We start from the raw sequence: 19,237 nt of genomic DNA, 5'->3' as shown, positions 1-19,237 counted from the left end.
TGATACAGAACTTCCTGAACCAGCTCGATCTGATCTCCTTGTTCTGACGCCGAGACCGGCCGGCCGGCGACGTCGGCCGGCCGGCCAACACACCGCTGACGGGCCAGCGCCGATATACCCCATATGCGCATATAGTGCGAACTGCCGACGGAGAAAGGACCAGATTCACGTGACGTACATCGATGAACACGATCCGCGCGCAGCCGCCCTGCTCAAGCGGGTCCTCACCGATCCCGTGGATCAGGGCAACAGCGAAGACGATATCCGCAATCGGATACTCGATGCCGCTCGAGAGCAGTTCAGCAGCTTCGGGATCCGGCTGTCCTCGATGGAAGACGTGGCACGGCGGGCCAACGTCGCACGCGTGACCATCTACCGGCGATTCCCCAACAAGGACGCTCTCGTCGAAGCGGTCACGCTGCTGGAATTCCGGAAGTACTTCGATCAATTCCTCGTCGACATCAAGGCCGCACCGACGGTTTCTGATCGCGTGGTCCTCGGATTCACCAGCTCGTTGCGGGCCATGCGAAACAATCCGGTGCTCGGCGGCCTGCTTCTCGCCGATCCACACATCCTTGCCAGCTCGATGATCGGCGACGGCGGCCAGATGGTGTCGGTGGTCCGGCAGTTCGTTGCCGACCAGCTCCGTCGGGAACAGACCGCAGGCCATGTCGGAACCGGCGTGGACGTCGACCTGGTCGCCGAAGTGATGGTCCGCATGTCGGCGTCGTTTCTGGCCATCCCGAGCTCGATCGTCGACGTCGATGACGAGGGGCAGATGGCGAACCTGGCGCGTTGGCTACTGGTGCCCTTGCTCGACGGGCCGGCCTGACCGGGCATCGGACAGGAGCTTGGCGCTCAGCTCGGCCGGGTTGTCAGAATCCGGGGACCGTCCTCGGTCACCGCGACCGTGTGTTCCCAATGCGCGGCCCGCGTTCCGTCGTCGGTGATGACGGTCCAGTCGTCGTCGAGAACAGTGGTCTCGGTGGTGCCCAGGGTGAGCATCGGTTCGATGGCGAGCGTCGACCCGACGACCAGCAGCGGCCCACGTCCAGGTGCACCCTCGTTGGCCAGGAACGGTTCCATATGCATCTCGCGGCCGATGCCATGACCGCCGTAGCCGTCGACGATTCCGAAGGGGCGCGAGAACTTTCGCTCGGCCGCGCGCGTCCCGGTCTCGATGGCGTGCGAGATGTCGGTGAGCCGGGCCCCGTCGATCATGGCCGCGATACCGGCCTCCATCGACAGGCGGGTCGCCTCCGACAGCTCGGCGTCGGCGGGTGCGAGTTCACCGACCCCGAATGACCATGCCGAATCACCGTGCCACCCGTCGAGGATCGCACCGCAATCAATCGACACCAGGTCGCCTTCGGCGAGAATGACTGTGTCCGAGGGGATTCCGTGGACGACGACATCATTGATCGACGAGCAGATGGAGCCCGGAAAGCCGTGGTAGCCCTTGAACGACGGAACGGCCCCGGCCGTGCGGATGACCGTTTCGGCAACCTCATCGAGTTCCAGGGTGCTCACCCCGGGCGCGGCCGCATCCCGTACCGCGACGAGCGCCGCACCCACCACGGCGCCGGCTGCTGCCATCGCATCGAGCTCGCCCGAACTACGGAACGGCACGCGCTTGCGTTTACGAATTCCCATACCGGTGACCGTGATCGGTGCTCGTGAGGATGGCGCTCAGGAGACGCCGGCGCCCAGTGCGCTCAGCACACGCTGGTGCACGTCCTGGATGTCGCCGACGGCGTCGATCGTCTTGACCTGATCGCCGTAGTAGTCGAGTAGTGGCGCGGTCTCGGTGTCGTACACCGCCATCCGGTTGCGGATGACCTCTTCGGTGTCGTCGGCGCGGCCGCGGGCGAGCATGCGGGCGACGACGACGTCGGGGTCCACCACAAACGACAGCACCGCGTCGAGCGACGTGTTGAGCCCGGCCAGGATGTCCTTGAGCGCGTCGGCCTGCTCGGTCGAACGCGGGAATCCGTCGAGGATGAAGCCCTTTGAGGCATCCGGTTCACCGACGCGGGCGCGCACCATGTCGACGGTGATCTCGGACGGAACCAGATCTCCGGCGTCGAGATAGCGCTTGGCCTCGATGCCGACGGCGGTTCCCTGTGAGATGTTGGCCCGGAAGAGGTCACCGGTGGAGATGTGCGGGATGCCCAGCGATTCGCTCAGCAGCTCCGCCTGGGTGCCCTTGCCTGCTCCGGGCGGGCCGAGAATAACAAGTCTCACTTCAGGAATCCTTCGTACTTGCGTTGCATCAGTTGACTGTTGATCTGCTTCATCGTGTCAAGTCCGACGCCGACCATGATCAACACTGCCGTACCACCGAATGGCAGGTTCTGGACGCCGCCGCTGTTGCCGATCTCGAGGAACAGGTTCGGCAGCACCGCGATGATACCGAGGTAGATCGACCCCGGCAGAGTGATGCGGCTCAGCACATATCCGAGATAGTCCGCCGTCGGCTGACCCGGTCGGATACCGGGGATGAATCCGCCGTATTTCTTCATGTCATCGGCACGTTCCTCCGGATTGAACGTCACCGCGACATAGAAGTACGTGAAGAACATGATCATCAGGAAGTAGATGATGATGTAGACGTAATTGCTCGGATCGGCCAGATATGTGCTCACCCAGTGCTGCCAGCCCGACGGGGCTTGTGACGAGCTCTGCGTCAACTGGACGATCAGCTGCGGCAGATACAGCAGCGACGACGCGAAGATGACCGGGATGACGCCGGCCTGGTTGACCTTGAGCGGCAGATAGGTCGACGACCCGCCGTACATCTTTCGGCCCACCATCCGTTTGGCGTACTGCACCGGGATGCGCCGCTGGCCCTGTTCGATGAAGACCACGCCGGCGATGATGATGAGCACCGCGACGATGACGAGCCCGAAGACCAGGCCACCGCGGCTGGTGAGGATCGTGCGGCCCTCGGAGGGCAGGCGGGCGGCGATGCCGGCGAAGATCAGCAGCGACATACCGTTGCCGATTCCGCGTTCGGTGATCAGCTCACCGAACCACATCACCAGGCAGGCGCCCGCGGTCATCACCAGCACGATGATCGTCAGACCGAGGATCGACTTGTTGTTGAGGATGTTGTCGCCACAGCTCGACGGCAGCAGATTGCCGCGGACCGCGAGGGCGACGATGCCCGTGGACTGCAGCAACGCCAGCGCCACCGTGAGGTAGCGGGTGTACTGCGTCATCTTGGCCTGGCCGGACTGACCCTCCTTGCGGAGTTGCTCGAACCGCGGGATGACCACCGTCAACAGCTGCACGATGATGCTGGCCGTGATGTAGGGCATGATGCCGATCGCGAACACCGACAGCTGCAGCAATGCGCCGCCGGAGAACAGGTTGATCAGCGAGTAGACCTGGTTGCCGCCACCACTGTTGATGGTGTCGATGCACTTGTGCACCTCGACGTAGTTCACGCCCGGCGAGGGAACAGTCGCCCCCAGGCGATAAAGGACGACGATGCCGACGACGAAGAGGATCTTCTTCCTCAGATCGGGCGTCCTGAAGGCCGCGATGAGGGGGGAGAGCACTAATTCCTCCTAGAACGACCACGCTTCATCTCTGACCGGGAATCCCCCGGCACACGTGCTCGGCAATCGACATTGATCTGTGGTTGCGGGGCAACAACGTTGAAACTCTAACAGCAGCTCATGCGTGGCCCGTCCGACGACCCGGCCACCGCACGCCGACCACACTAGACGGTCGGCCCGGGCGGGCGCCCGACGCCGAGGTCCGCAACGGTTGCGACGAGACGTCGCGCCCGCTGCGGACCCGGCTGACCGGCGCTCAGAGTTCGGTCGTGCTGCCTCCGGCAGCGGCGATCTTCTCTTTTGCCGAGGCGGTGAACTTGTCGGCGGTGACGTTGACCGTCACGCCGAGTTCGCCATCGCCGAGGACCTTCACGAGGTTGTTCTTGCGCACGGCACCGGCGGCGACGAGTTCGTCGACGCCGATCGTGCCGCCCTGCGGGAACAGCCGCGCGATGTCGCCGACGTTGACGACCTGATACTCGATCCGGTTGCGGTTGGTGAAGCCCTTGAGCTTCGGCAGCCGCATGTGGATCGGCATCTGGCCGCCTTCGAAGGCGGCGGGCACGTTCTTACGTGCCTTGGTGCCCTTGGTGCCACGGCCGGCGGTCTTGCCCTTGGAGCCCTCGCCGCGACCCACGCGGGTCTTGTCGGTCTTCGAACCCGGTGCGGGGCGAAGGTGATGGAGCTTGATGGTCATTGCTTAAACCTCTTCGACTGTCACGAGGTGCCGGACCACGTTGATCAGACCGCGGTTGATCGGGGTGTCCTCGCGGGTGACCGTCTTGCGGATGCCCTTGAGGCCGAGCGTCCGCAGACTGTCACGCTGATTCTTCTTGGTACCGATGGTGCCCTTGACCTGGGTGATCTTCAGCTGTGCCATCTTCGTCACACTCCTTGGCCGGCGCGGGCACGGAGCATGCCGGCCGGCGCCACGTCTTCGATCGGCAGACCGCGGCGGGCCGCGACCTCTTCGGGACGCTGCAGCATCTTCAGAGCCGCGACGGTCGCGTGGACCACGTTGATGGCGTTGTCCGAGCCGAGGCTCTTGGCGAGCACGTCGTGGACGCCCGCGCACTCGAGCACGGCACGCACCGCGCCACCGGCGATCACACCGGTACCGGGGCTGGCCGGGCGGAGCATCACGACGCCGGCAGCGGCCTCACCCTGAACCGGGTGGGTCACCGTGCTCCCGATCAGCGGGACGCGGAAGAAGTTCTTGCGAGCTTCTTCGACACCCTTCTGGATCGCCGCCGGGACTTCCTTGGCCTTGCCGTAGCCGACGCCGACCAGGCCCTGGCCGTCGCCGACCACCACGAGGGCGGTGAAGGAGAAGCGGCGGCCGCCCTTGACGACCTTCGAGACACGGTTGATCGCGACAACGCGCTCGAGCTGGTTGCGGTCGTTGTCGCGGCCTCCGCGATCGCCGCCACGGCGATCACGGCCGCCGCCACGACGGTCGTTGCGCTGATCGCCACCGGCGGTGGCGTTGCTGTTGGTGTTTCCGGCGGGTCCGTTTCCGCCGTCACGCTGACGTCCGGGCATCAGAGGTTCCCTCCGGTCTTGGTGGTGTAGCTGTGGTTGATCATCAGAAGCTCAGGCCTCCCTCGCGGGCGGCGTCGGCGAGCGCGGCGATCCGGCCGTGGTAGTCCTTGCCACCACGATCGAACACGACGGTCTCGACTCCGGCGGCCTTGGCGCGGGCGGCGATCAGCTCGCCGACCTTGCGGGCCTGCGCGGACTTGTCGCCGCCGTCGGCACGCACATCGGCCTCGATGGTCGACGCCGCGGCCAGCGTCTTGCCTGCCAGGTCGTCGATCAACTGCACGTGGATGTGCCGGCTGCTGCGCTTGACGGCCAGACGCGGACGCTCCGGGGTACCCGACACGTTCTTGCGAAGGCGGAAGTGACGACGCGCGGTCGCGGTACGACGACGGGTCGAGACATCCTTGCCGATGGGCTTGCGGACGGTCTTCTGCTGCGTTGCTGTATTACTCATGGCTTACTTACCCGTCTTTCCGACCTTGCGACGGATCTGCTCACCTTCGTAGCGAATGCCCTTGCCCTTGTACGGGTCCGGGCGACGCAGGCGGCGGATGTTCGCCGAGATCTGGCCGACTTGCTGCTTGTCGATACCCGAGACCGAGAACTTGGTGGGCGACTCGATGGCAAAGGTGATGCCATCGGGAGCCTCGATCGGCACGGGGTGGCTGTAACCGAGCGCGAACTCGAGGTCGCTGCCCTTGGCCTGCACGCGGTAGCCGACCCCGAAGATCTCCATCTTGGTGGTGTAGCCCTGCGTGACACCGGTGACCAGGTTGGCCACCAGCGATCGGTTCAGGCCGTGCAGCGCACGGTTGCGGCGCTCGTCGTTGGGACGGGTCACCACGATGGTGGCGTCCTCCTGAGCGACGACGATCGGCGCGGTGACGGTGTGGGAGAGTTCGCCCTTGGGGCCCTTCACGGTGACAGTCTGGCCGTCGATGGCGACGGTGACACCCGCAGGGATCTCGATCGGGTTCTTACCGATACGCGACATAGTTGATACCTCCCCTTACCAGACGTAGGCGAGGACTTCGCCGCCCACGCCCTGGTTGGCTGCCTGGCGTTCGGTGAGCAGGCCCGACGACGTGGAGATGATGGCCACGCCGAGGCCGCCCAGAACCTTGGGCAAGTTGGTGGACTTGGCATACACCCGCAAACCCGGCTTGGACACGCGCCGCAGACCAGCGATGCTGCGCTCCCGCGAGGGGCCGTACTTGAGGGCGACGACGAGGTTCTTCCCGACCTCCGCGTCTTCGGTGCGGTAGTCGGTGATGTAGCCCTCGCGCTTGAGGATCTCGGCGATGTTCACCTTGATCTTCGACGAGGGAAGCGTCACCTCGTCATGGAACGCCGAATTGGCGTTACGCAGACGTGTCAAGAAGTCTGCGATCGGGTCAGTCATGGTCATGGTTGACCGTCAACCTTTCTCGTAGCGGTTCCCATGCAGCACCGATCCGAGGATTTCTCCTCTGACCTGCGGTGGGCCTTCCACGAAGTGGATAGTTGTTATCTGTTCTCGTCGCCGATGCCCCTGGCTTTTCACCAGCACCGGAGACTATTCAGTTGTGTCCTGCACGCACGTGCATCGCATGTCCCTGGCACCTGAGGTGCACAGGCAACCGGTCTAGTGTAGAGAATTCGCTGGCCAGACCCAAATCGCCGCCGGACGACCCGTCACCGGCCGGGCGGTTGCGCATCCGGCACACCGTCGGCGGGATCATCGAGCAATGCCGCCCGCCACATCCGGGCCAGGTACCGGGCGTACCGCTCATCGGACCAGCCGCGCTCCACGACGAGCCGCTGCCAGAGCGTTCCATCACTGGTCGCCCATATCAGATCGTGGCATTCCGATTCACTGATGGCGAGTCGGCCGGTGGCGGCGGCGTCACGCGACATGTGACCGAGCCCCTCGTATCGCTGCCGGTCCATGGTGGCGAGCATCTCGACCGCAGCCGGCTCGGTGGCCGCGGCACCACGTACCGCGAGGACGAACGGCGTGATGCGCCGCGCCACCGCGGTGGCCATCCGGGCCTGCATGTCGAGTCGGCGACCCAAATCCGGTTCCCGCCGGATCGCCGCGATCAGCGGCCGCTCGTGGAACACGACGTCGTCGTCGTCCCCGCCGATCGTGATGTCCCATACCCGTGCCAGCAGCGTCGCCTTGTTCGTGAAGATCGCGTAGACGCTCTCCTTGGACACCCCCGCCGCGGCGGCGATGTCGACGATCGTGGTCCGGCCATAGCCCTGCGTGACGAACAGATCGTGAGCTGAGTTCAGAATCCGCATGCGGGTCTCGCGCGCCTGCTCGGAACGTCGGGACGAGCGGTACACGCGACCTCCCTCGACATCGCCGTTCATGAGTAATACACTCGCAGTGTATTCAATACAGTCCGAGTGTATCGAGGTATCGCCATGGACACGAATACCACCACCGATGCGGCCGCCCGCTGGAACTCCGTCGCCGACGGCTGGGCGCGCTGGGGCCCGGCCGTGGAACGGGGAGAAGCCGACCTGACAGCCCTCATCCGCGCCGGGCTCGGCCCGATGAACGGGCGGACGATCATCGAACTCGGTTCGGGCAGTGGCGAATTGGCAGCCCAACTGGCTGTCGACGTCGGCCCCGATGGCCGGGTGCTGGCCACCGACATCGCACCAGGGATGACCGAGATCCAGACCGCGCTGCTCGCCGGCGTATCCAACGTGTCTGTCCTCGGCGGAGTCGACGCCGCCGACCTGCATTTCGACGACGGCACCGCAGACGCGGTCGTGTTTCGCATGGGTCTGATGATGACAGCGCGGCCCGATGATGCCCTGCAGAGCATCCGGCGCGTGTTGCGGCCCGGCGGCCGCTTCGTCACCACCGTCTGGGGCCCGGCCATCGAGAACCCGTGGCTCACCTCGGTCGGGATGGCCGCGATGAGTCAGGGACTCGTGTCCGGCGGCCCGCCCGTCGCTCCCGGCGAGCCGTTCTCCCTGCCCGACCCCGACGACCTGCGTCGCCGCTTCGGCGTGGCCGGCTTCGGTGACGTCTCGGTCACCACACACCGCGGGACCCGCCACTACCCCGATGCGCATACCCACGTGGACATGGCGTTGGCATTGGCGCCACCACTGGCCGCGGCGGCCCGGACGATATCGGCCGAGCAGTCCGCCGCACTGCGTGGCACCGTCATAGCCCTGACCGCCGGGTGCCGCAACACCGATGGCTCCTACGACATCCCGATGTGCGCCCATCTGGCAAGTGGGGTCGCCCCGGGATGAGACCGGCCGCGCACGCGGACCTCTGGCGTCGGCCACTTGTCCGACGGTCCGCCACCGCAGGCGCCGTCCGGCGTTAGTCTGCCCGGGTGAACTGGGAAGTGATGTCGTGCGGACTCCGCGGCCACGAGACGTACCGACCCGACGAGGCCGAACTCGCCGACCGCCTGCACGTGCGCAGCGCCGCCGGAGCGGCCTGGCGGTGTCTGCGCTGTGGCGACTTCGTCGTCGGCGATCCCCGCCGGGGCGGCCCGGCCGATCACGCACCCGAGGTGCCGCGCGGCGCACTGCTGCGCGACCTGATCATCATGCGTGTGCTGGCCGTCGAACGTCTGATCCGCGGACTGTTCCTGCTGCTGGGCGGTGCGTTCGTGATCGAACTGCGCCACAGTCAGATGACCCTGCACGAGAAGTTCGACACCGAACTGCCGCTGCTGCGGCCGATCGCCGACCAGATCGGCTGGAACATCGACGATTCCAAGGTCGTCAGCTGGATCGAGAAGGCGACGACACTGTCGAGTACGACGATCGTGCTCGTCGGGTGCGCGTTGCTGGCCTACGGCGTCAGCCAGTTCGTCGAGGCGTTCGGATTGTGGTTCGCCAAACGCTGGGGCGAATACTTCGCGGTGATCGTCACCAGCATCTTCATCCCGCTCGAGGTCTATGAACTCGTCGAACGGGTGACGGTGTTCAAGGTGCTGCTGTTGCTCGTCAACGTCGCCGCCGTCGTCTGGCTGATCTGGAGCAAACGGCTCTTCGGCCTGCGCGGCGGCGGAGCGGCCTACCACGCCCAACACAGCGCCGAGAGTCTGCTGACGGTCGAACGCGCGGCGGTCGCCGAAGGGCGATGAGCCGGCGTCGGCCGGACACGACCAGTTCGGGCCGCGGGCATAGCGGCGCCGAGCTGCTCGCGGATCAGTCCGCGCCCGCGGGCCCGGCCGACACCCAGCGGGCGAACGCGCCGAGCATCCCCAGCGCCACCAGCACCCATACCGCCAGCGCCACCCAGCTCTCCCAGAGCCCGACGGTCACCATCCAGCCGGTATCGCGGACATGGCCGAGCTGGCGGGTGGCCTCGCCGTACATGCCGATGGGGAACACCATGGCCCACAGGGCGGCCCGAAAGCGCCGGTTGCCGCCGGGCCGGAAGGTCTGCCAGTGGGTCAACGCGATCAGCATCGGCACCAGCCAGGTGATGAACGACCAGATCGCCATCGCCACCGCACCGACCACGGCTTCGGACATGACCGCCTGTTCGGTACCGGTGCCCAGAACCTCCGCGGCGGCGAGCACCGAGATGGCGCCGGCCCCCATGAGCACCCAGTACGGGGCCACCTCGTCGTCGGCCCGCATCGGCACCAACAGCAGACGGGCGCCGACAAGCACGGCGACGATCACCAGCTGCAGGATGCCGATTCCCCAGCAGACGGTCGCGAAATTCGCCATCCCGGGACTTCCCACCGCATGCGCGTAGGCCGCCGCCGACACCCCGATCGACTGGGTGGCGACCACCCACAGAAGCCAGGTGCCGTCGACCCGGGCGAGTCCGGTCTCACCGCCACGGCTCAGGCTGAGCAGGATCCCCGAGATCACCGTGTATTCGAGAAGCACCCAGGAGACCGTCGCCACGATGATCAGCACCAGCGCCCACGTGTTCTGGCCGATCGCGGCGAGCCGAGTCGCCAGCACTCCGGCGGCGGCGGTGAAGGCCAGTGTCGCGAACCTGCGATCCCGGATCTGCGCGAGAAGCCGCCTGGCTCGCCCCGGTCCGGATCGCCCCAGTCCGGCGAGCACCCCGGCCAGCAGTCCCACATAGCCGACGACCGCGAGCCAGAACAGGATCAGCGATGCCAGATCGGCGCCGGTGTTGCGTAGCGCCGTGGAAACGATGCCGGTGGCCATCACATACGTGAACTGATCCAGCCGGGCCGCCGCGAGCGCCGACCACCAGCGCCGTATTCCGCCCTCCACCGCCATAGTGGTCCTCTCCGCCGCCGGTCGACGTGCGCTCTCGATCAGGAGATCCGTGCTTTGAATTGTGCACAGACCACCGGCTCTGCGGGTCCACTCGGCGCCGGTGAGCACCGATCCCCCGCGAGGTCCACTTCCTCGACACCCGTTTGGTAACCGAACCTCGTTGGGACACAACAACTCCACTCCCCCGATTCCCGTGGGCCGAGGTGCTCGCGCGGGCTGTCGACCAGCCGCGCGAACCAACTCGGACCGCGCGAACGCGGCTCATACGCCCCGAAGCGGTCACGAAGTGCCAGAGTAGAGGCATGGACACGACCAATCTGACCTCCCTCGTCGACGAGCTCATCGCCACAGCCCATCGCAGCCGCAGTGGCCGCGCATCACACACGCTGCACGGCAGTTCGTCACATCGGTTGCGCCAGACCGTGATCGCCCTGGTCGCCGGACGCGAACTGGCCGAACACGAAAGCCCCGACGAGGGCACCGTGCAGGTGTTGCGCGGCCACGTCACCATGGCCGTCGGCACCGACAGCTGGGAGGGTACCGACGGAGACCTGGTGACCCTTCCCGACGCGCGCCACAACCTGTCGGCCCAACAGGATTCGGCGGTGCTGCTCACGGTGTACATCGCGCGAACCCGAGGCAACGATGACACTGCCGACCAATGACACCCTAACTTCTTGCTGTACTTGATATTCCCGGAATCGGGGCAACTCACCGACGGCTGAACACGAATCTTCGATTCGGACTGCGTCCGATGTCGACCGGCCGTATGGTGACCGCATGGCCCGGTCCCCGGATGTGCAGGGCTCTGCAGCCACCGCCCTGTTGAACATCGGCAGATTTTTCACCCGATGGGACGAGACTCAGGACGCCCGCGCGGTTTTCCGTGAGGGCGGCCGGCGCGGCGATGTGTTCTATCGTGACCGTTGGAGTCACGACAAGATCGTGCGATCCACCCACGGCGTCAACTGCACGGGATCGTGTTCGTGGAAGGTCTATGTCAAAGACGGCGTGATCACCTGGGAAACCCAGGAGACCGACTATCCGTCGGTGGGTGCCGACCGACCCGAATACGAGCCCCGCGGATGTCCGCGCGGCGCGGCATTCTCCTGGTACACCTACTCCCCGACGCGGGTCCGGCATCCCTATGCGCGCGGAGTCCTCGTCGAGATGTACCGCGCGGCGAAGGCGAAACTCGGCGACCCCGTCCTCGCGTGGGGTGACATCGTCGGCGATCCGGTGCGACGCCGGGCGTATCAGCAGGCCCGCGGCAAGGGCGGCCTCATCCGCGTTTCCTGGGACGAGGCCGTCGAAATGGCTGCGGCCGCACACGTTCACACCATCAAGACCCACGGCCCGGACCGGTGCGCCGGCTTCTCGCCCATCCCGGCGATGTCGATGGTCTCGCATGCTGCGGGCAACCGCTTCATCCAGCTCATCGGCGGGGTGATGACCTCCTTCTACGACTGGTACGCCGATCTTCCGGTCGCCAGCCCGCAGGTGTTCGGCGATCAGACCGACGTCCCCGAATCGGGTGACTGGTGGGATGCGAGCTACCTGGTGATGTGGGGCTCCAATGTTCCGGTCACCCGCACACCCGACGCCCACTGGATGACCGAGGTCCGCTATCGCGGAACCAAGGTGGTCGCGGTGAGTCCCGACTACGCCGACAACACCAAGTTCGCCGACGAGTGGCTGCCCGCCCAGGCCGGCACCGACGCGGCTCTCGCGATGGCGATGGGCCACGTGATCCTCACCGAGTTCTTCGTGCGCAGGCGCACCGACTTCTTCGACGAGTACGTGCGCACCTACAGTGACCTGCCCTTCCTCATCCACCTCGACGAGCACGAGTCGACGTTGGTGCCCGGAAAGTTCGTCACCGCAGAGGAATTGGGTACAGAGGAATTGGGTACAGCGGGATCGGGCACAGCGGGATCGGGCACAGACGCCACCGCCGACGAGGACGCCTGGAAGACGGTGGTGCTCGACGAGGCCACGGGCCGCCCCGTGGTGCCCAACGGCTCGCTGGGTTTCCGCTACGCCGATTCCGGTGTGGGCAAGTGGAATCTGGATCTCGACGGCGTCCGCCCGATGCTCACGCTGCTCGGCGCGGATGCCGAACCGGTCGAGATCTCGCTGCCCGCCTTCGACGCACCCGACGGCAGTGGGTCGGTCCTGCGGCGCGGTGTCCCGGCGCGGCGGGTGAACGGGCATCTCGTCACCACGGTCTTCGATCTGATGCTCGCGCAGTACGGAGTCGCCCGGGACGGGCTCCCCGGCGACTGGCCGACGGGTTACGACGACGTCGAAACACCCTACACCCCGGCCTGGCAGGCCGAGATCACCGGCGTGCCGGCCGTGGCCGCCATCCGGGTCGCCCGCGAATTCGCCCGCAACGCAGAAGAATCCGGCGGCCGGTCGATGATCATCATGGGCGCGGGCATCTGCCAGTGGTTCCACGGTGACGCCACCTACCGGGCGATCCTGTCGCTGCTGATCCTCACCGGGTGCATGGGCCGCAACGGCGGCGGCTGGGCGCATTACGTCGGGCAGGAGAAGTGCCGGCCGATCACCGGCTGGATCTCGCTGGCCAACGCGCTGGACTGGTCGCGGCCGCCACGCACCATGGCAGGTACGTCGTACTGGTACATGCACACCGATCAGTGGCGCAACGACGGGTATTCGGCGGCGTCGCTGGCCTCCCCGTTGTCCCGCGGCACGATGGACCATGCGCACACCGCCGACGCCATCGCCCAGTCGGCGCGGCTGGGCTGGATGCCGTTCTATCCGCAGTTCTCGGTCAATCCGCTCGACGTCGCCGACGAGGTCAGCGCCGCGGTCGCCGACAACCCGGAGGCCACCGTCGCCGGCGAGGTGGCCCAGCGCCTCGTCGACGGCCGGTTGACGTCGGCGATCTCCGACGTCGACGCCCCGGAGAACTGGCCGCGCACGTTGGTGCTGTGGCGGTCGAATCTGATGGGCTCCTCGGCCAAGGGCAACGAGTACTTCTTGCGCCACCTGCTCGGCACCCACCACAACGTGCTCGGCAGCGAGAATCCCGATGCGCCACGGCCACGCGACGTCGTCTGGCACGAGCAGGCGCCGGAGGGCAAGCTCGACCTGTTGTTGTCGGCCGATTTCCGGATGACCTCGACGACGCTGCTCTCCGACATCGTGCTGCCTGCGGCCACCTGGTACGAGAAGCACGATCTGTCGTCGACCGACATGCATCCCTTCGTGCACGCCTTCTCCCCCGCTATCGACCCGCCGTGGGAGGCCAAGACCGACTTCGACTTGTTCCACCGGCTGGCGCAACGTCTTTCGGAGTTGTCCCGCGACCATCTCGGGGTGCGCCGTGACCTGGTCAGCGCACCGATGCAGCACGACACCCCTGGTGAGACCGCCACGCCGCACGGCCGTGCGACCGACTGGTGGCCGGGGTCCGGGGATGGTTCGCCGCGCACCGCACCGGCGCGGGGCGTGCCCGGCGCCAACATGCCGACCTTCACGGTCGTGGAACGTGATTACACCGCCATCGCCGACAAGCTCGCCACCGTCGGGCCACTGGCCGACTCCCTCGGTTTCACCGTCAAGAACGTCACGTACGACCTCGAGGAACAGACGGCGAAGCTGGCCGAGTCCAACGGGGTGATGTCGCACGGGGTCGGCGCCGGGCGACCGGCCATCGACACCGATTCCAAACTCGCCGAGGCGATCCTGACGTTGTCGGGCACCACCAACGGCGAACTCGCCGTCAACGGTTTCCAGAAACTGCAGCAGCGCGTCGGAGTCGGCCTCGAGGATCTTGCGAGCGGCTCGGCGGAGAAACGCATCCGATTCACCGACACCCAGCAGGGACCGGTGCCGGTGATCACCTCACCGGAGTGGTCGGGATCGGAGACCGGCGGCCGCCGCTACGCTCCGTTCACGGTGAACATCGAGCGGCTCAAGCCCTTTCACACCCTCACCGGCCGCATGCACTTCTATCTCGATCACGACTGGATGATCGACATCGGCGAGGCGTTGCCCATCTATCGTCCGCCGCTGGACATGCACCGGCTCTTCGGTGAACCCAAGCTCGGCCCGGACGGCGCCAAGCAGATCACCGTCCGTTATCTGACCCCACATTCGAAGTGGTCGATCCATTCGGAGTATCAGGACAATCTGTTCATGCTCTCGCTCTCGCGCGGCGGTCCGACCGCCTGGCTGAGCCCCGATGACGCCGACCAGATCGATGTGCACGACAACGACTGGATCGAATGCACCAACGCCAACGGTGTTCTCGTGTGCCGGGCCATCGTGAGCCATCGCATGCCGCCGGGGGTGTGCTACGTGCACCACGTGCAGGAACGCACCATCGACGTACCCAAGTCCGAGGCCACCGGCCGGCGCGGCGGTATCCACAACTCGGTCACCCGACTGCTGATCAAGCCGTCGCATCTGATCGGCGGCTATGCCCAATTGTCGTATGCGTTCAACTATCTCGGACCGGCGGGCAATCAGCGCGACATCGTGAGCACCATTCGCAAGCGCAGCCAGGAGGTGACGTTCTGATGCGGGTCATGGCACAGGTCGGCATGGTGATGAATCTCGACAAATGCATTGGCTGCCACACGTGTTCGGTCACCTGCAAACAGGCCTGGACCAACCGGTCGGGCACCGAGTACGTGTGGTTCAACAACGTCGAAACCCGCCCGGGCCAAGGCTATCCGCGCCAGTACGAAGATCAGGACCGCTGGCGTGGCGGCTGGCACCTCAATCGCCGCGGGAAGTTGCGGCTGCGTACCGGCGGGCGCCTGCAGAAGCTGCTGTCGATCTTCGCCAGTCCCGTCCAGCCCACCATTGCCGACTACTACGAGCCATGGACCTACGACTATCAGACCCTGGTCGATGCGCCCCTGGGCGACGACTTTCCCGTCGCCCGCCCCAAATCCCTGCTGACCGGCAAAGACACCAACATCACCTGGTCGGCGAACTGGGACGACAACCTCGGTGGCGCACCGGAAATGGGCGCACTCGACCCGGTCGTGGCCAAACTCCGGCGGGAGTCCGAGGACGCGATCAAGTTCAGCTTCGAGCAGACGTTCATGTTCTATCTGCCGCGGATCTGCGAGCACTGCCTCAATCCGTCGTGCATGGCTTCCTGCCCGTCGGGGGCGATCTACAAGCGCTCCGAGGACGGGATCGTCCTGGTCGATCAGGACCGGTGCCGCGGCTGGCGGCAGTGCATCACCGGATGCCCGTACAAGAAGATCTATTTCAACCACAAGTCCGGCAAGGCCGAGAAGTGCACGCTGTGCTACCCGCGGATCGAGGTCGGACAGCCGACGGTGTGCTCGGAAACCTGCGTCGGCCGCCTGCGTTACCTCGGCCTGTTCCTCTACGACGCCGACGCCGTCACCGACGCGGCGTCCACCCCGGATCCGAAAGATCTCTACGAGGCGCAACTGGATCTGATGCTCGACCCGAACGATCCCAAGGTGATCGCCGCCGCGCGCGAACAGAACATCCCCGACGACTGGCTCGACGCGGCCCGCCGTTCGCCGGTGTACGCGCTCGCCAAGAAGTACCGGGTGGCGCTGCCGCTGCATCCGGAATATCGCACGATGCCGATGGTCTGGTACGTCCCGCCGTTGTCGCCGATCGTCGACCTGCTGTCCGAGCAGGGCCATGATGCCGAAGATCCCGGCACCCTGTTCGGCGCGATCGACGCGCTGCGTATTCCGGTCGACTACCTCGCCGAACTGTTCACCGCAGGCGACACCGCCGTCATCGACAAGGTGCTGCACCGGCTCGCCGCGATGCGCGCCTACATGCGTGATGTGAACCTGGGCCGCGAACCCGATGCCGGCATTCCGGGGGCGGTCGGGATGACCGAGGAGCAGATCTATGAGATGTACCGGCTGCTCGCAATCGCGAAATACGATGAGCGATACGTGATTCCGACCGCCCACCTCGAACAGGCCGAAAAGCTCGACGAATTGGCCTGCCCCCTCGACTACGACGACGGTCCGGGCATGTTCGATTCGTCGGCGTTCGGCGAGGCCAGCGGCCGGCCGGCACCGGTGTCGGTGGAGACCTTCCATGCCCTGCGACAACGCCAGACGACCGACGAGCCGGCCGGTTCCGGAGTGCTCTCCGGCCGCACCAATCTGTTGAACTGGGACGGCAACGGCGCGCCGCCCGGGTTGTTCCCGGATCGGGGGGACCGCGCATGAAGCCGCTGCTGCGACGTCGTACGCAACGCGACCATCGGGTCGTCCACCAGGTCGCGTCGTGGTGTCTGGGCTACCCCGACGACGGTCTCCTCGAATGCCTGCCGTTGTTGACCGCGGCATTGGGTGAACAGGACGAGCACGAATCGGTGCGCGCGGTGCGCACGGTGATCGCCGATCTGGCCGCCGCGGACCCCGACGAGTTACGCCACGACTACATCGACACCTTCGATCTGTCGCGCAAACAGACGCTGTACCTGACGTATTGGTCCGACGGTGACACGCGGCGGCGCGGCACCGCGCTCACGACGATCAAGCAGCTCTACCGCGACAGCGGGTTCCTGGTCGACCTGAACGGTGAACTGCCCGACCACCTGCCGATCGTGCTCGAGTACTGTGCGCGTGCCGATCCGGAGCGGGGACGCGAACTCCTCGCCGAGCACCGGCCGGCCCTGGAATCGATTCGCACCGCGCTCGCCGAGCGGGGCAGCCGGTATGAACCGATCCTCGCCGCGATCTGCGCGACGGTACCCGTCGCGCGCGCGTCGGCGCGGCCGGCCGACATCCCGGTGGAGTCGGTCGGTTTGGAGCCCTACGATCCGCGACTGCTCCCGCTGTCGCCGACCCAGCGCGTTCGGCCTCCGCGGACTTCGGTGCTGCCATGAACATCGTCCTCTGGGGTGTGGTGCCCTACCTCACGCTGGCACTGGTGATCGGCGGAACGATCTGGCGGTACCGCTACGACAAATTCGGGTGGACGACCCGCTCGTCGGAACTCTACGAATCACGATTGCTGCGCATCGCGTCGCCGCTGTTCCATTACGCCGTCCTGGGCATCATCGTCGGGCACATCATCGGGTTGGTGATCCCCGAGTCGTGGACCGAGGCGATCGGGGTGTCGGAGTCGCTCTATCACTGGGGCGCAGGCGGTCTCGGTCTCGTGGCCGCAGCGGCGGCCCTCGTCGGCGTCGCCATGCTCATCTACCGCCGACGCACCACCGGACCGGTGTTCATGGCGACCACCCGCAACGACAAACTGATGTATCTGGTGCTCGTTGCGGCGTTGGTGGCGGGCACCTACGTCACACTCGTCGGCGCGCTGGCACCGCACGACCCCGGCGTCAACTACCGCGAGACGGTCTCGCCCTGGTTCCGGTCGACCTTCTATTTCAATCCCGACATCAACGCGATGGCCGCTGCGCCGTTGGGGTTTCACGTGCATGTGCTCATCGGCATGCTGCTGTTCTGCCTTGTCCCGTTCACGCGATTGGTGCACATCTTCACCGCACCACTGCATTACTTCTTCCGTCCCTACATCGTCTACCGGAGCCGAGATGACCTGCGCGCACCGGGAAATCGGGCGAGCCGACCGGGTTGGACACCCGTGGGAGTAAAGGAACGACACCGATGACCACCACCGAGACCGCCGATGCCGCCACCCGACGAGCCCAGTCGGTCAACCTGATCCTGGCGACCGCGGCGTTCACCATCAGCTTCTGGGCATGGAATCTGATCGGCCCGCTGGGCGTCACGTACGCAAAGGATCTGAGTCTCTCCGCCGCGCAGAAGTCGGTGCTCGTCGCCATCCCCATCCTCGTGGGATCGCTCGGCCGCATCCTCACCGGCGCGCTGACCGATCGTTTCGGTGGCCGGATCATGTTCCCGGTCCTGATGGTCGCAACCGTGCCCTTCGTGGTGCTCGTCGCCGTCGGCGGCCACTTCGACAGCTATTGGCTGCTGATCGTGGCCGGCTTCTTCCTCGGCATCGGCGGCACCACCTTCGCCGTCGGCATCCCGTTCGTCAACGCGTGGTACGACCCGTCGCGGCGCGGTTTCGCCACCGGCGTCTTCGGCGCCGGAATGGGCGGGACGGCGCTGTCGGCGTACTTCACGCCTCGCTTTGTCACCTGGTTCGGTTACTTCGTCACCCACCTGATCATCGCGGTGGCGCTGGTCGTCGTCGCCGCCATCTGCTGGACGTGGATGCGCGATGCCCCGCGATGGTCGCCGAACCACGACCCCGTGATCCCCAAACTCGTTGCCGCGGTACGCCTGCCGGTCACGTGGCAGATGGGATTCCTCTACGCTGCCGCCTTCGGTGGATTCGTCGCCTTCAGCACCTATCTGCCCACCTATCTCAACGACGTGTACTCGCTCGACATCAAGGCGGCAGGCACCCGCACCGCGGGCTTCGCGATCGCCGCCGTCATCGCCCGGCCGCTCGGTGGCGTACTGGCCGACAAGTTCGGTCCGCGGACGATCACGTTCATCTCATGTGCGGGTGCGGCGGTGCTGGCGGTGTGGATGATCACGAAACCACCGCTGGAAGTGCCCGCGGGTCTCGACTTCGTCCTCATGGCCGTGTGCATGGGACTCGGTTCGGGATCGGTGTTCACGTGGGTCGCGCAGGCCGCGCCGTCCGAACGGGTCGGCTCGGTGACCGGCATCGTCGGGGCGGCCGGCGGTCTCGGCGGCTTCTTCCCGCCGTTGGTCATGGGCGCCACCTACGACGCAGCAACGCACAGCTACACCGTCGGTCTCGGTCTGCTCATCGGCTTCGCCGCGGCGGCGGCACTGTTCACGGTGTTCGGTATTCGCCGCACGGTTGCGCGCAGCCGCACCGAGTCCGGTGAACGCGCACCCTCCACGTGAGGCCGGTGCGGACGGACCGCACGACACAAC

20 protein-coding genes are annotated in these 19,237 nt (G+C 66.1%); 9 read left to right on the top strand and 11 right to left on the bottom strand.

Going from position 1 to position 19,237, the window contains the following annotated elements:
- The first annotated feature begins 169 nt into the window (after nt 1–169).
- Nucleotides 170–832, top strand: coding sequence for a TetR/AcrR family transcriptional regulator (locus ACPXB3_RS09965; RefSeq protein ID WP_425727510.1), 663 nt, complete (start codon nt 170–172; stop codon nt 830–832).
- A 26-nt stretch (nt 833–858) separates the two neighbouring features.
- Here the strand turns inward: ACPXB3_RS09965 and map are convergent, their stop codons facing one another.
- The 10 genes from map to ACPXB3_RS09915 all read right to left on the bottom strand — a co-directional run bounded on the left by map (nt 859) and on the right by ACPXB3_RS09915 (nt 7,436).
- Entirely contained in the window at nt 859–1,653 is a 795-nt protein-coding gene (gene map / locus ACPXB3_RS09960; RefSeq protein ID WP_425704503.1) for a type I methionyl aminopeptidase, read from the bottom strand.
- 36 nt (nt 1,654–1,689) lie between these two features.
- Nucleotides 1,690–2,244 (bottom strand): adenylate kinase, encoded by a 555-nt coding sequence (locus ACPXB3_RS09955; RefSeq protein WP_425704502.1) that lies wholly within the window; start codon nt 2,242–2,244, stop codon nt 1,690–1,692.
- Nucleotides 2,241–3,563 carry a preprotein translocase subunit SecY gene (gene secY / locus ACPXB3_RS09950; protein ID WP_425704501.1) on the bottom strand — a complete coding sequence of 441 codons (1,323 nt, stop codon included), beginning with the start codon at nt 3,561–3,563 and terminating at the stop codon, nt 2,241–2,243. Before secY ends, ACPXB3_RS09955 begins: the two co-directional genes overlap by 4 nt.
- Nucleotides 3,564–3,819: 256 nt before the next feature.
- A complete protein-coding gene (gene rplO / locus ACPXB3_RS09945; RefSeq protein ID WP_425704500.1) occupies nt 3,820–4,260 on the bottom strand; it encodes a 50S ribosomal protein L15 in 441 nt (146 codons plus the stop codon).
- A 3-nt stretch (nt 4,261–4,263) separates the two neighbouring features.
- Entirely contained in the window at nt 4,264–4,443 is a 180-nt protein-coding gene (gene rpmD, locus ACPXB3_RS09940) for a 50S ribosomal protein L30 (RefSeq protein WP_425704499.1), read from the bottom strand.
- 5 nt (nt 4,444–4,448) lie between these two features.
- Entirely contained in the window at nt 4,449–5,105 is a 657-nt protein-coding gene (gene rpsE, locus ACPXB3_RS09935) for a 30S ribosomal protein S5 (RefSeq protein ID WP_425704498.1), read from the bottom strand.
- A gap of 43 nt (nt 5,106–5,148) precedes the next feature.
- The gene (rplR, locus tag ACPXB3_RS09930) at nt 5,149–5,559 is read right to left on the bottom strand and encodes a 50S ribosomal protein L18 (protein WP_425704497.1); all 411 of its coding nucleotides are present in this window, start codon (nt 5,557–5,559) and stop codon (nt 5,149–5,151) included.
- A 3-nt stretch (nt 5,560–5,562) separates the two neighbouring features.
- Nucleotides 5,563–6,099, bottom strand: coding sequence for a 50S ribosomal protein L6 (rplF, locus tag ACPXB3_RS09925; protein WP_425704496.1), 537 nt, complete (start codon nt 6,097–6,099; stop codon nt 5,563–5,565).
- Nucleotides 6,100–6,114: 15 nt separating this feature from the next.
- A complete protein-coding gene (gene rpsH, locus ACPXB3_RS09920) occupies nt 6,115–6,513 on the bottom strand; it encodes a 30S ribosomal protein S8 (protein ID WP_425704495.1) in 399 nt (132 codons plus the stop codon).
- A gap of 266 nt (nt 6,514–6,779) precedes the next feature.
- Complete coding sequence (locus ACPXB3_RS09915) at nt 6,780–7,436, bottom strand: TetR family transcriptional regulator (RefSeq protein WP_425727509.1); 657 nt, start codon at nt 7,434–7,436, stop codon at nt 6,780–6,782.
- An 81-nt stretch (nt 7,437–7,517) separates the two neighbouring features.
- Here ACPXB3_RS09915 and ACPXB3_RS09910 point away from each other — a divergent pair, with 81 nt between their 5' ends.
- Nucleotides 7,518–8,366, top strand: a complete 849-nt coding sequence (locus ACPXB3_RS09910) for a class I SAM-dependent methyltransferase (protein ID WP_425727508.1) — start codon at nt 7,518–7,520, stop codon at nt 8,364–8,366.
- Between the two features lie 101 nt (nt 8,367–8,467).
- A complete protein-coding gene (locus ACPXB3_RS09905; protein WP_425727566.1) occupies nt 8,468–9,214 on the top strand; it encodes a DUF2127 domain-containing protein in 747 nt (248 codons plus the stop codon).
- A gap of 64 nt (nt 9,215–9,278) precedes the next feature.
- Here ACPXB3_RS09905 and ACPXB3_RS09900 read toward each other — a convergent pair whose 3' ends face one another.
- Nucleotides 9,279–10,340 carry a tellurite resistance/C4-dicarboxylate transporter family protein gene (locus tag ACPXB3_RS09900; protein ID WP_425727507.1) on the bottom strand — a complete coding sequence of 354 codons (1,062 nt, stop codon included), beginning with the start codon at nt 10,338–10,340 and terminating at the stop codon, nt 9,279–9,281.
- Nucleotides 10,341–10,642: 302 nt separating this feature from the next.
- Here ACPXB3_RS09900 and ACPXB3_RS09895 point away from each other — a divergent pair, with 302 nt between their 5' ends.
- The 6 genes from ACPXB3_RS09895 to ACPXB3_RS09870 all read left to right on the top strand — a co-directional run bounded on the left by ACPXB3_RS09895 (nt 10,643) and on the right by ACPXB3_RS09870 (nt 19,207).
- Nucleotides 10,643–11,005 carry a LuxR family transcriptional regulator gene (locus tag ACPXB3_RS09895; protein WP_425704490.1) on the top strand — a complete coding sequence of 121 codons (363 nt, stop codon included), beginning with the start codon at nt 10,643–10,645 and terminating at the stop codon, nt 11,003–11,005.
- Nucleotides 11,006–11,120: 115 nt separating this feature from the next.
- A complete protein-coding gene (locus ACPXB3_RS09890) occupies nt 11,121–14,894 on the top strand; it encodes a nitrate reductase subunit alpha (protein WP_425727506.1) in 3,774 nt (1,257 codons plus the stop codon).
- The gene (gene narH / locus ACPXB3_RS09885; RefSeq protein ID WP_425727505.1) at nt 14,894–16,558 is read left to right on the top strand and encodes a nitrate reductase subunit beta; all 1,665 of its coding nucleotides are present in this window, start codon (nt 14,894–14,896) and stop codon (nt 16,556–16,558) included. Before ACPXB3_RS09890 ends, narH begins: the two co-directional genes overlap by 1 nt.
- On the top strand, nt 16,555–17,220 hold the full coding sequence (narJ, locus tag ACPXB3_RS09880; RefSeq protein WP_425727504.1) for a nitrate reductase molybdenum cofactor assembly chaperone: 666 nt from the start codon (nt 16,555–16,557) through the stop codon (nt 17,218–17,220). The genes narH and narJ overlap by 4 nt, the downstream gene beginning before the upstream one ends.
- Nucleotides 17,217–17,966, top strand: a complete 750-nt coding sequence (gene narI / locus ACPXB3_RS09875) for a respiratory nitrate reductase subunit gamma (RefSeq protein ID WP_425704486.1) — start codon at nt 17,217–17,219, stop codon at nt 17,964–17,966. The genes narJ and narI overlap by 4 nt, the downstream gene beginning before the upstream one ends.
- Complete coding sequence (locus tag ACPXB3_RS09870; RefSeq protein ID WP_425704485.1) at nt 17,963–19,207, top strand: MFS transporter; 1,245 nt, start codon at nt 17,963–17,965, stop codon at nt 19,205–19,207. Before narI ends, ACPXB3_RS09870 begins: the two co-directional genes overlap by 4 nt.
- Nucleotides 19,208–19,237: the final 30 nt, after the last annotated feature.

Source organism: Gordonia sp. DT219, from assembly GCF_049847065.1.
Taxonomy (GTDB): Bacteria; Actinomycetota; Actinomycetes; order Mycobacteriales; family Mycobacteriaceae; genus Gordonia.
The sequence above is the reverse complement of the archived record's forward strand: the minus strand, read 5'-3'. Positions and strand labels throughout refer to the sequence as shown.

What these genes read in the sequence shown, in the direction of transcription:
- rplR (WP_425704497.1), bottom strand. Translation starts at nt 5,559, where the DNA reads ATGAGTAATACAGCAACGCAGCAGAAGACCGTCCGCAAGCCCATCGGC.
- rpsE (WP_425704498.1), bottom strand. Translation starts at nt 5,105, where the DNA reads ATGCCCGGACGTCAGCGTGACGGCGGAAACGGACCCGCCGGAAACACC.
- narJ (WP_425727504.1), top strand. Translation starts at nt 16,555, where the DNA reads ATGAAGCCGCTGCTGCGACGTCGTACGCAACGCGACCATCGGGTCGTC.
- ACPXB3_RS09870 (WP_425704485.1), top strand. Translation starts at nt 17,963, where the DNA reads ATGACCACCACCGAGACCGCCGATGCCGCCACCCGACGAGCCCAGTCG.
- ACPXB3_RS09895 (WP_425704490.1), top strand. Translation starts at nt 10,643, where the DNA reads ATGGACACGACCAATCTGACCTCCCTCGTCGACGAGCTCATCGCCACA.
- ACPXB3_RS09905 (WP_425727566.1), top strand. Translation starts at nt 8,468, where the DNA reads ATGTCGTGCGGACTCCGCGGCCACGAGACGTACCGACCCGACGAGGCC.
- ACPXB3_RS09890 (WP_425727506.1), top strand. Translation starts at nt 11,121, where the DNA reads ATGGCCCGGTCCCCGGATGTGCAGGGCTCTGCAGCCACCGCCCTGTTG.
- rplF (WP_425704496.1), bottom strand. Translation starts at nt 6,099, where the DNA reads ATGTCGCGTATCGGTAAGAACCCGATCGAGATCCCTGCGGGTGTCACC.
- ACPXB3_RS09900 (WP_425727507.1), bottom strand. Translation starts at nt 10,340, where the DNA reads ATGGCGGTGGAGGGCGGAATACGGCGCTGGTGGTCGGCGCTCGCGGCG.
- rpsH (WP_425704495.1), bottom strand. Translation starts at nt 6,513, where the DNA reads ATGACCATGACTGACCCGATCGCAGACTTCTTGACACGTCTGCGTAAC.
- ACPXB3_RS09910 (WP_425727508.1), top strand. Translation starts at nt 7,518, where the DNA reads ATGGACACGAATACCACCACCGATGCGGCCGCCCGCTGGAACTCCGTC.
- rpmD (WP_425704499.1), bottom strand. Translation starts at nt 4,443, where the DNA reads ATGGCACAGCTGAAGATCACCCAGGTCAAGGGCACCATCGGTACCAAG.
- rplO (WP_425704500.1), bottom strand. Translation starts at nt 4,260, where the DNA reads ATGACCATCAAGCTCCATCACCTTCGCCCCGCACCGGGTTCGAAGACC.
- map (WP_425704503.1), bottom strand. Translation starts at nt 1,653, where the DNA reads ATGGGAATTCGTAAACGCAAGCGCGTGCCGTTCCGTAGTTCGGGCGAG.
- narI (WP_425704486.1), top strand. Translation starts at nt 17,217, where the DNA reads ATGAACATCGTCCTCTGGGGTGTGGTGCCCTACCTCACGCTGGCACTG.
- narH (WP_425727505.1), top strand. Translation starts at nt 14,894, where the DNA reads ATGCGGGTCATGGCACAGGTCGGCATGGTGATGAATCTCGACAAATGC.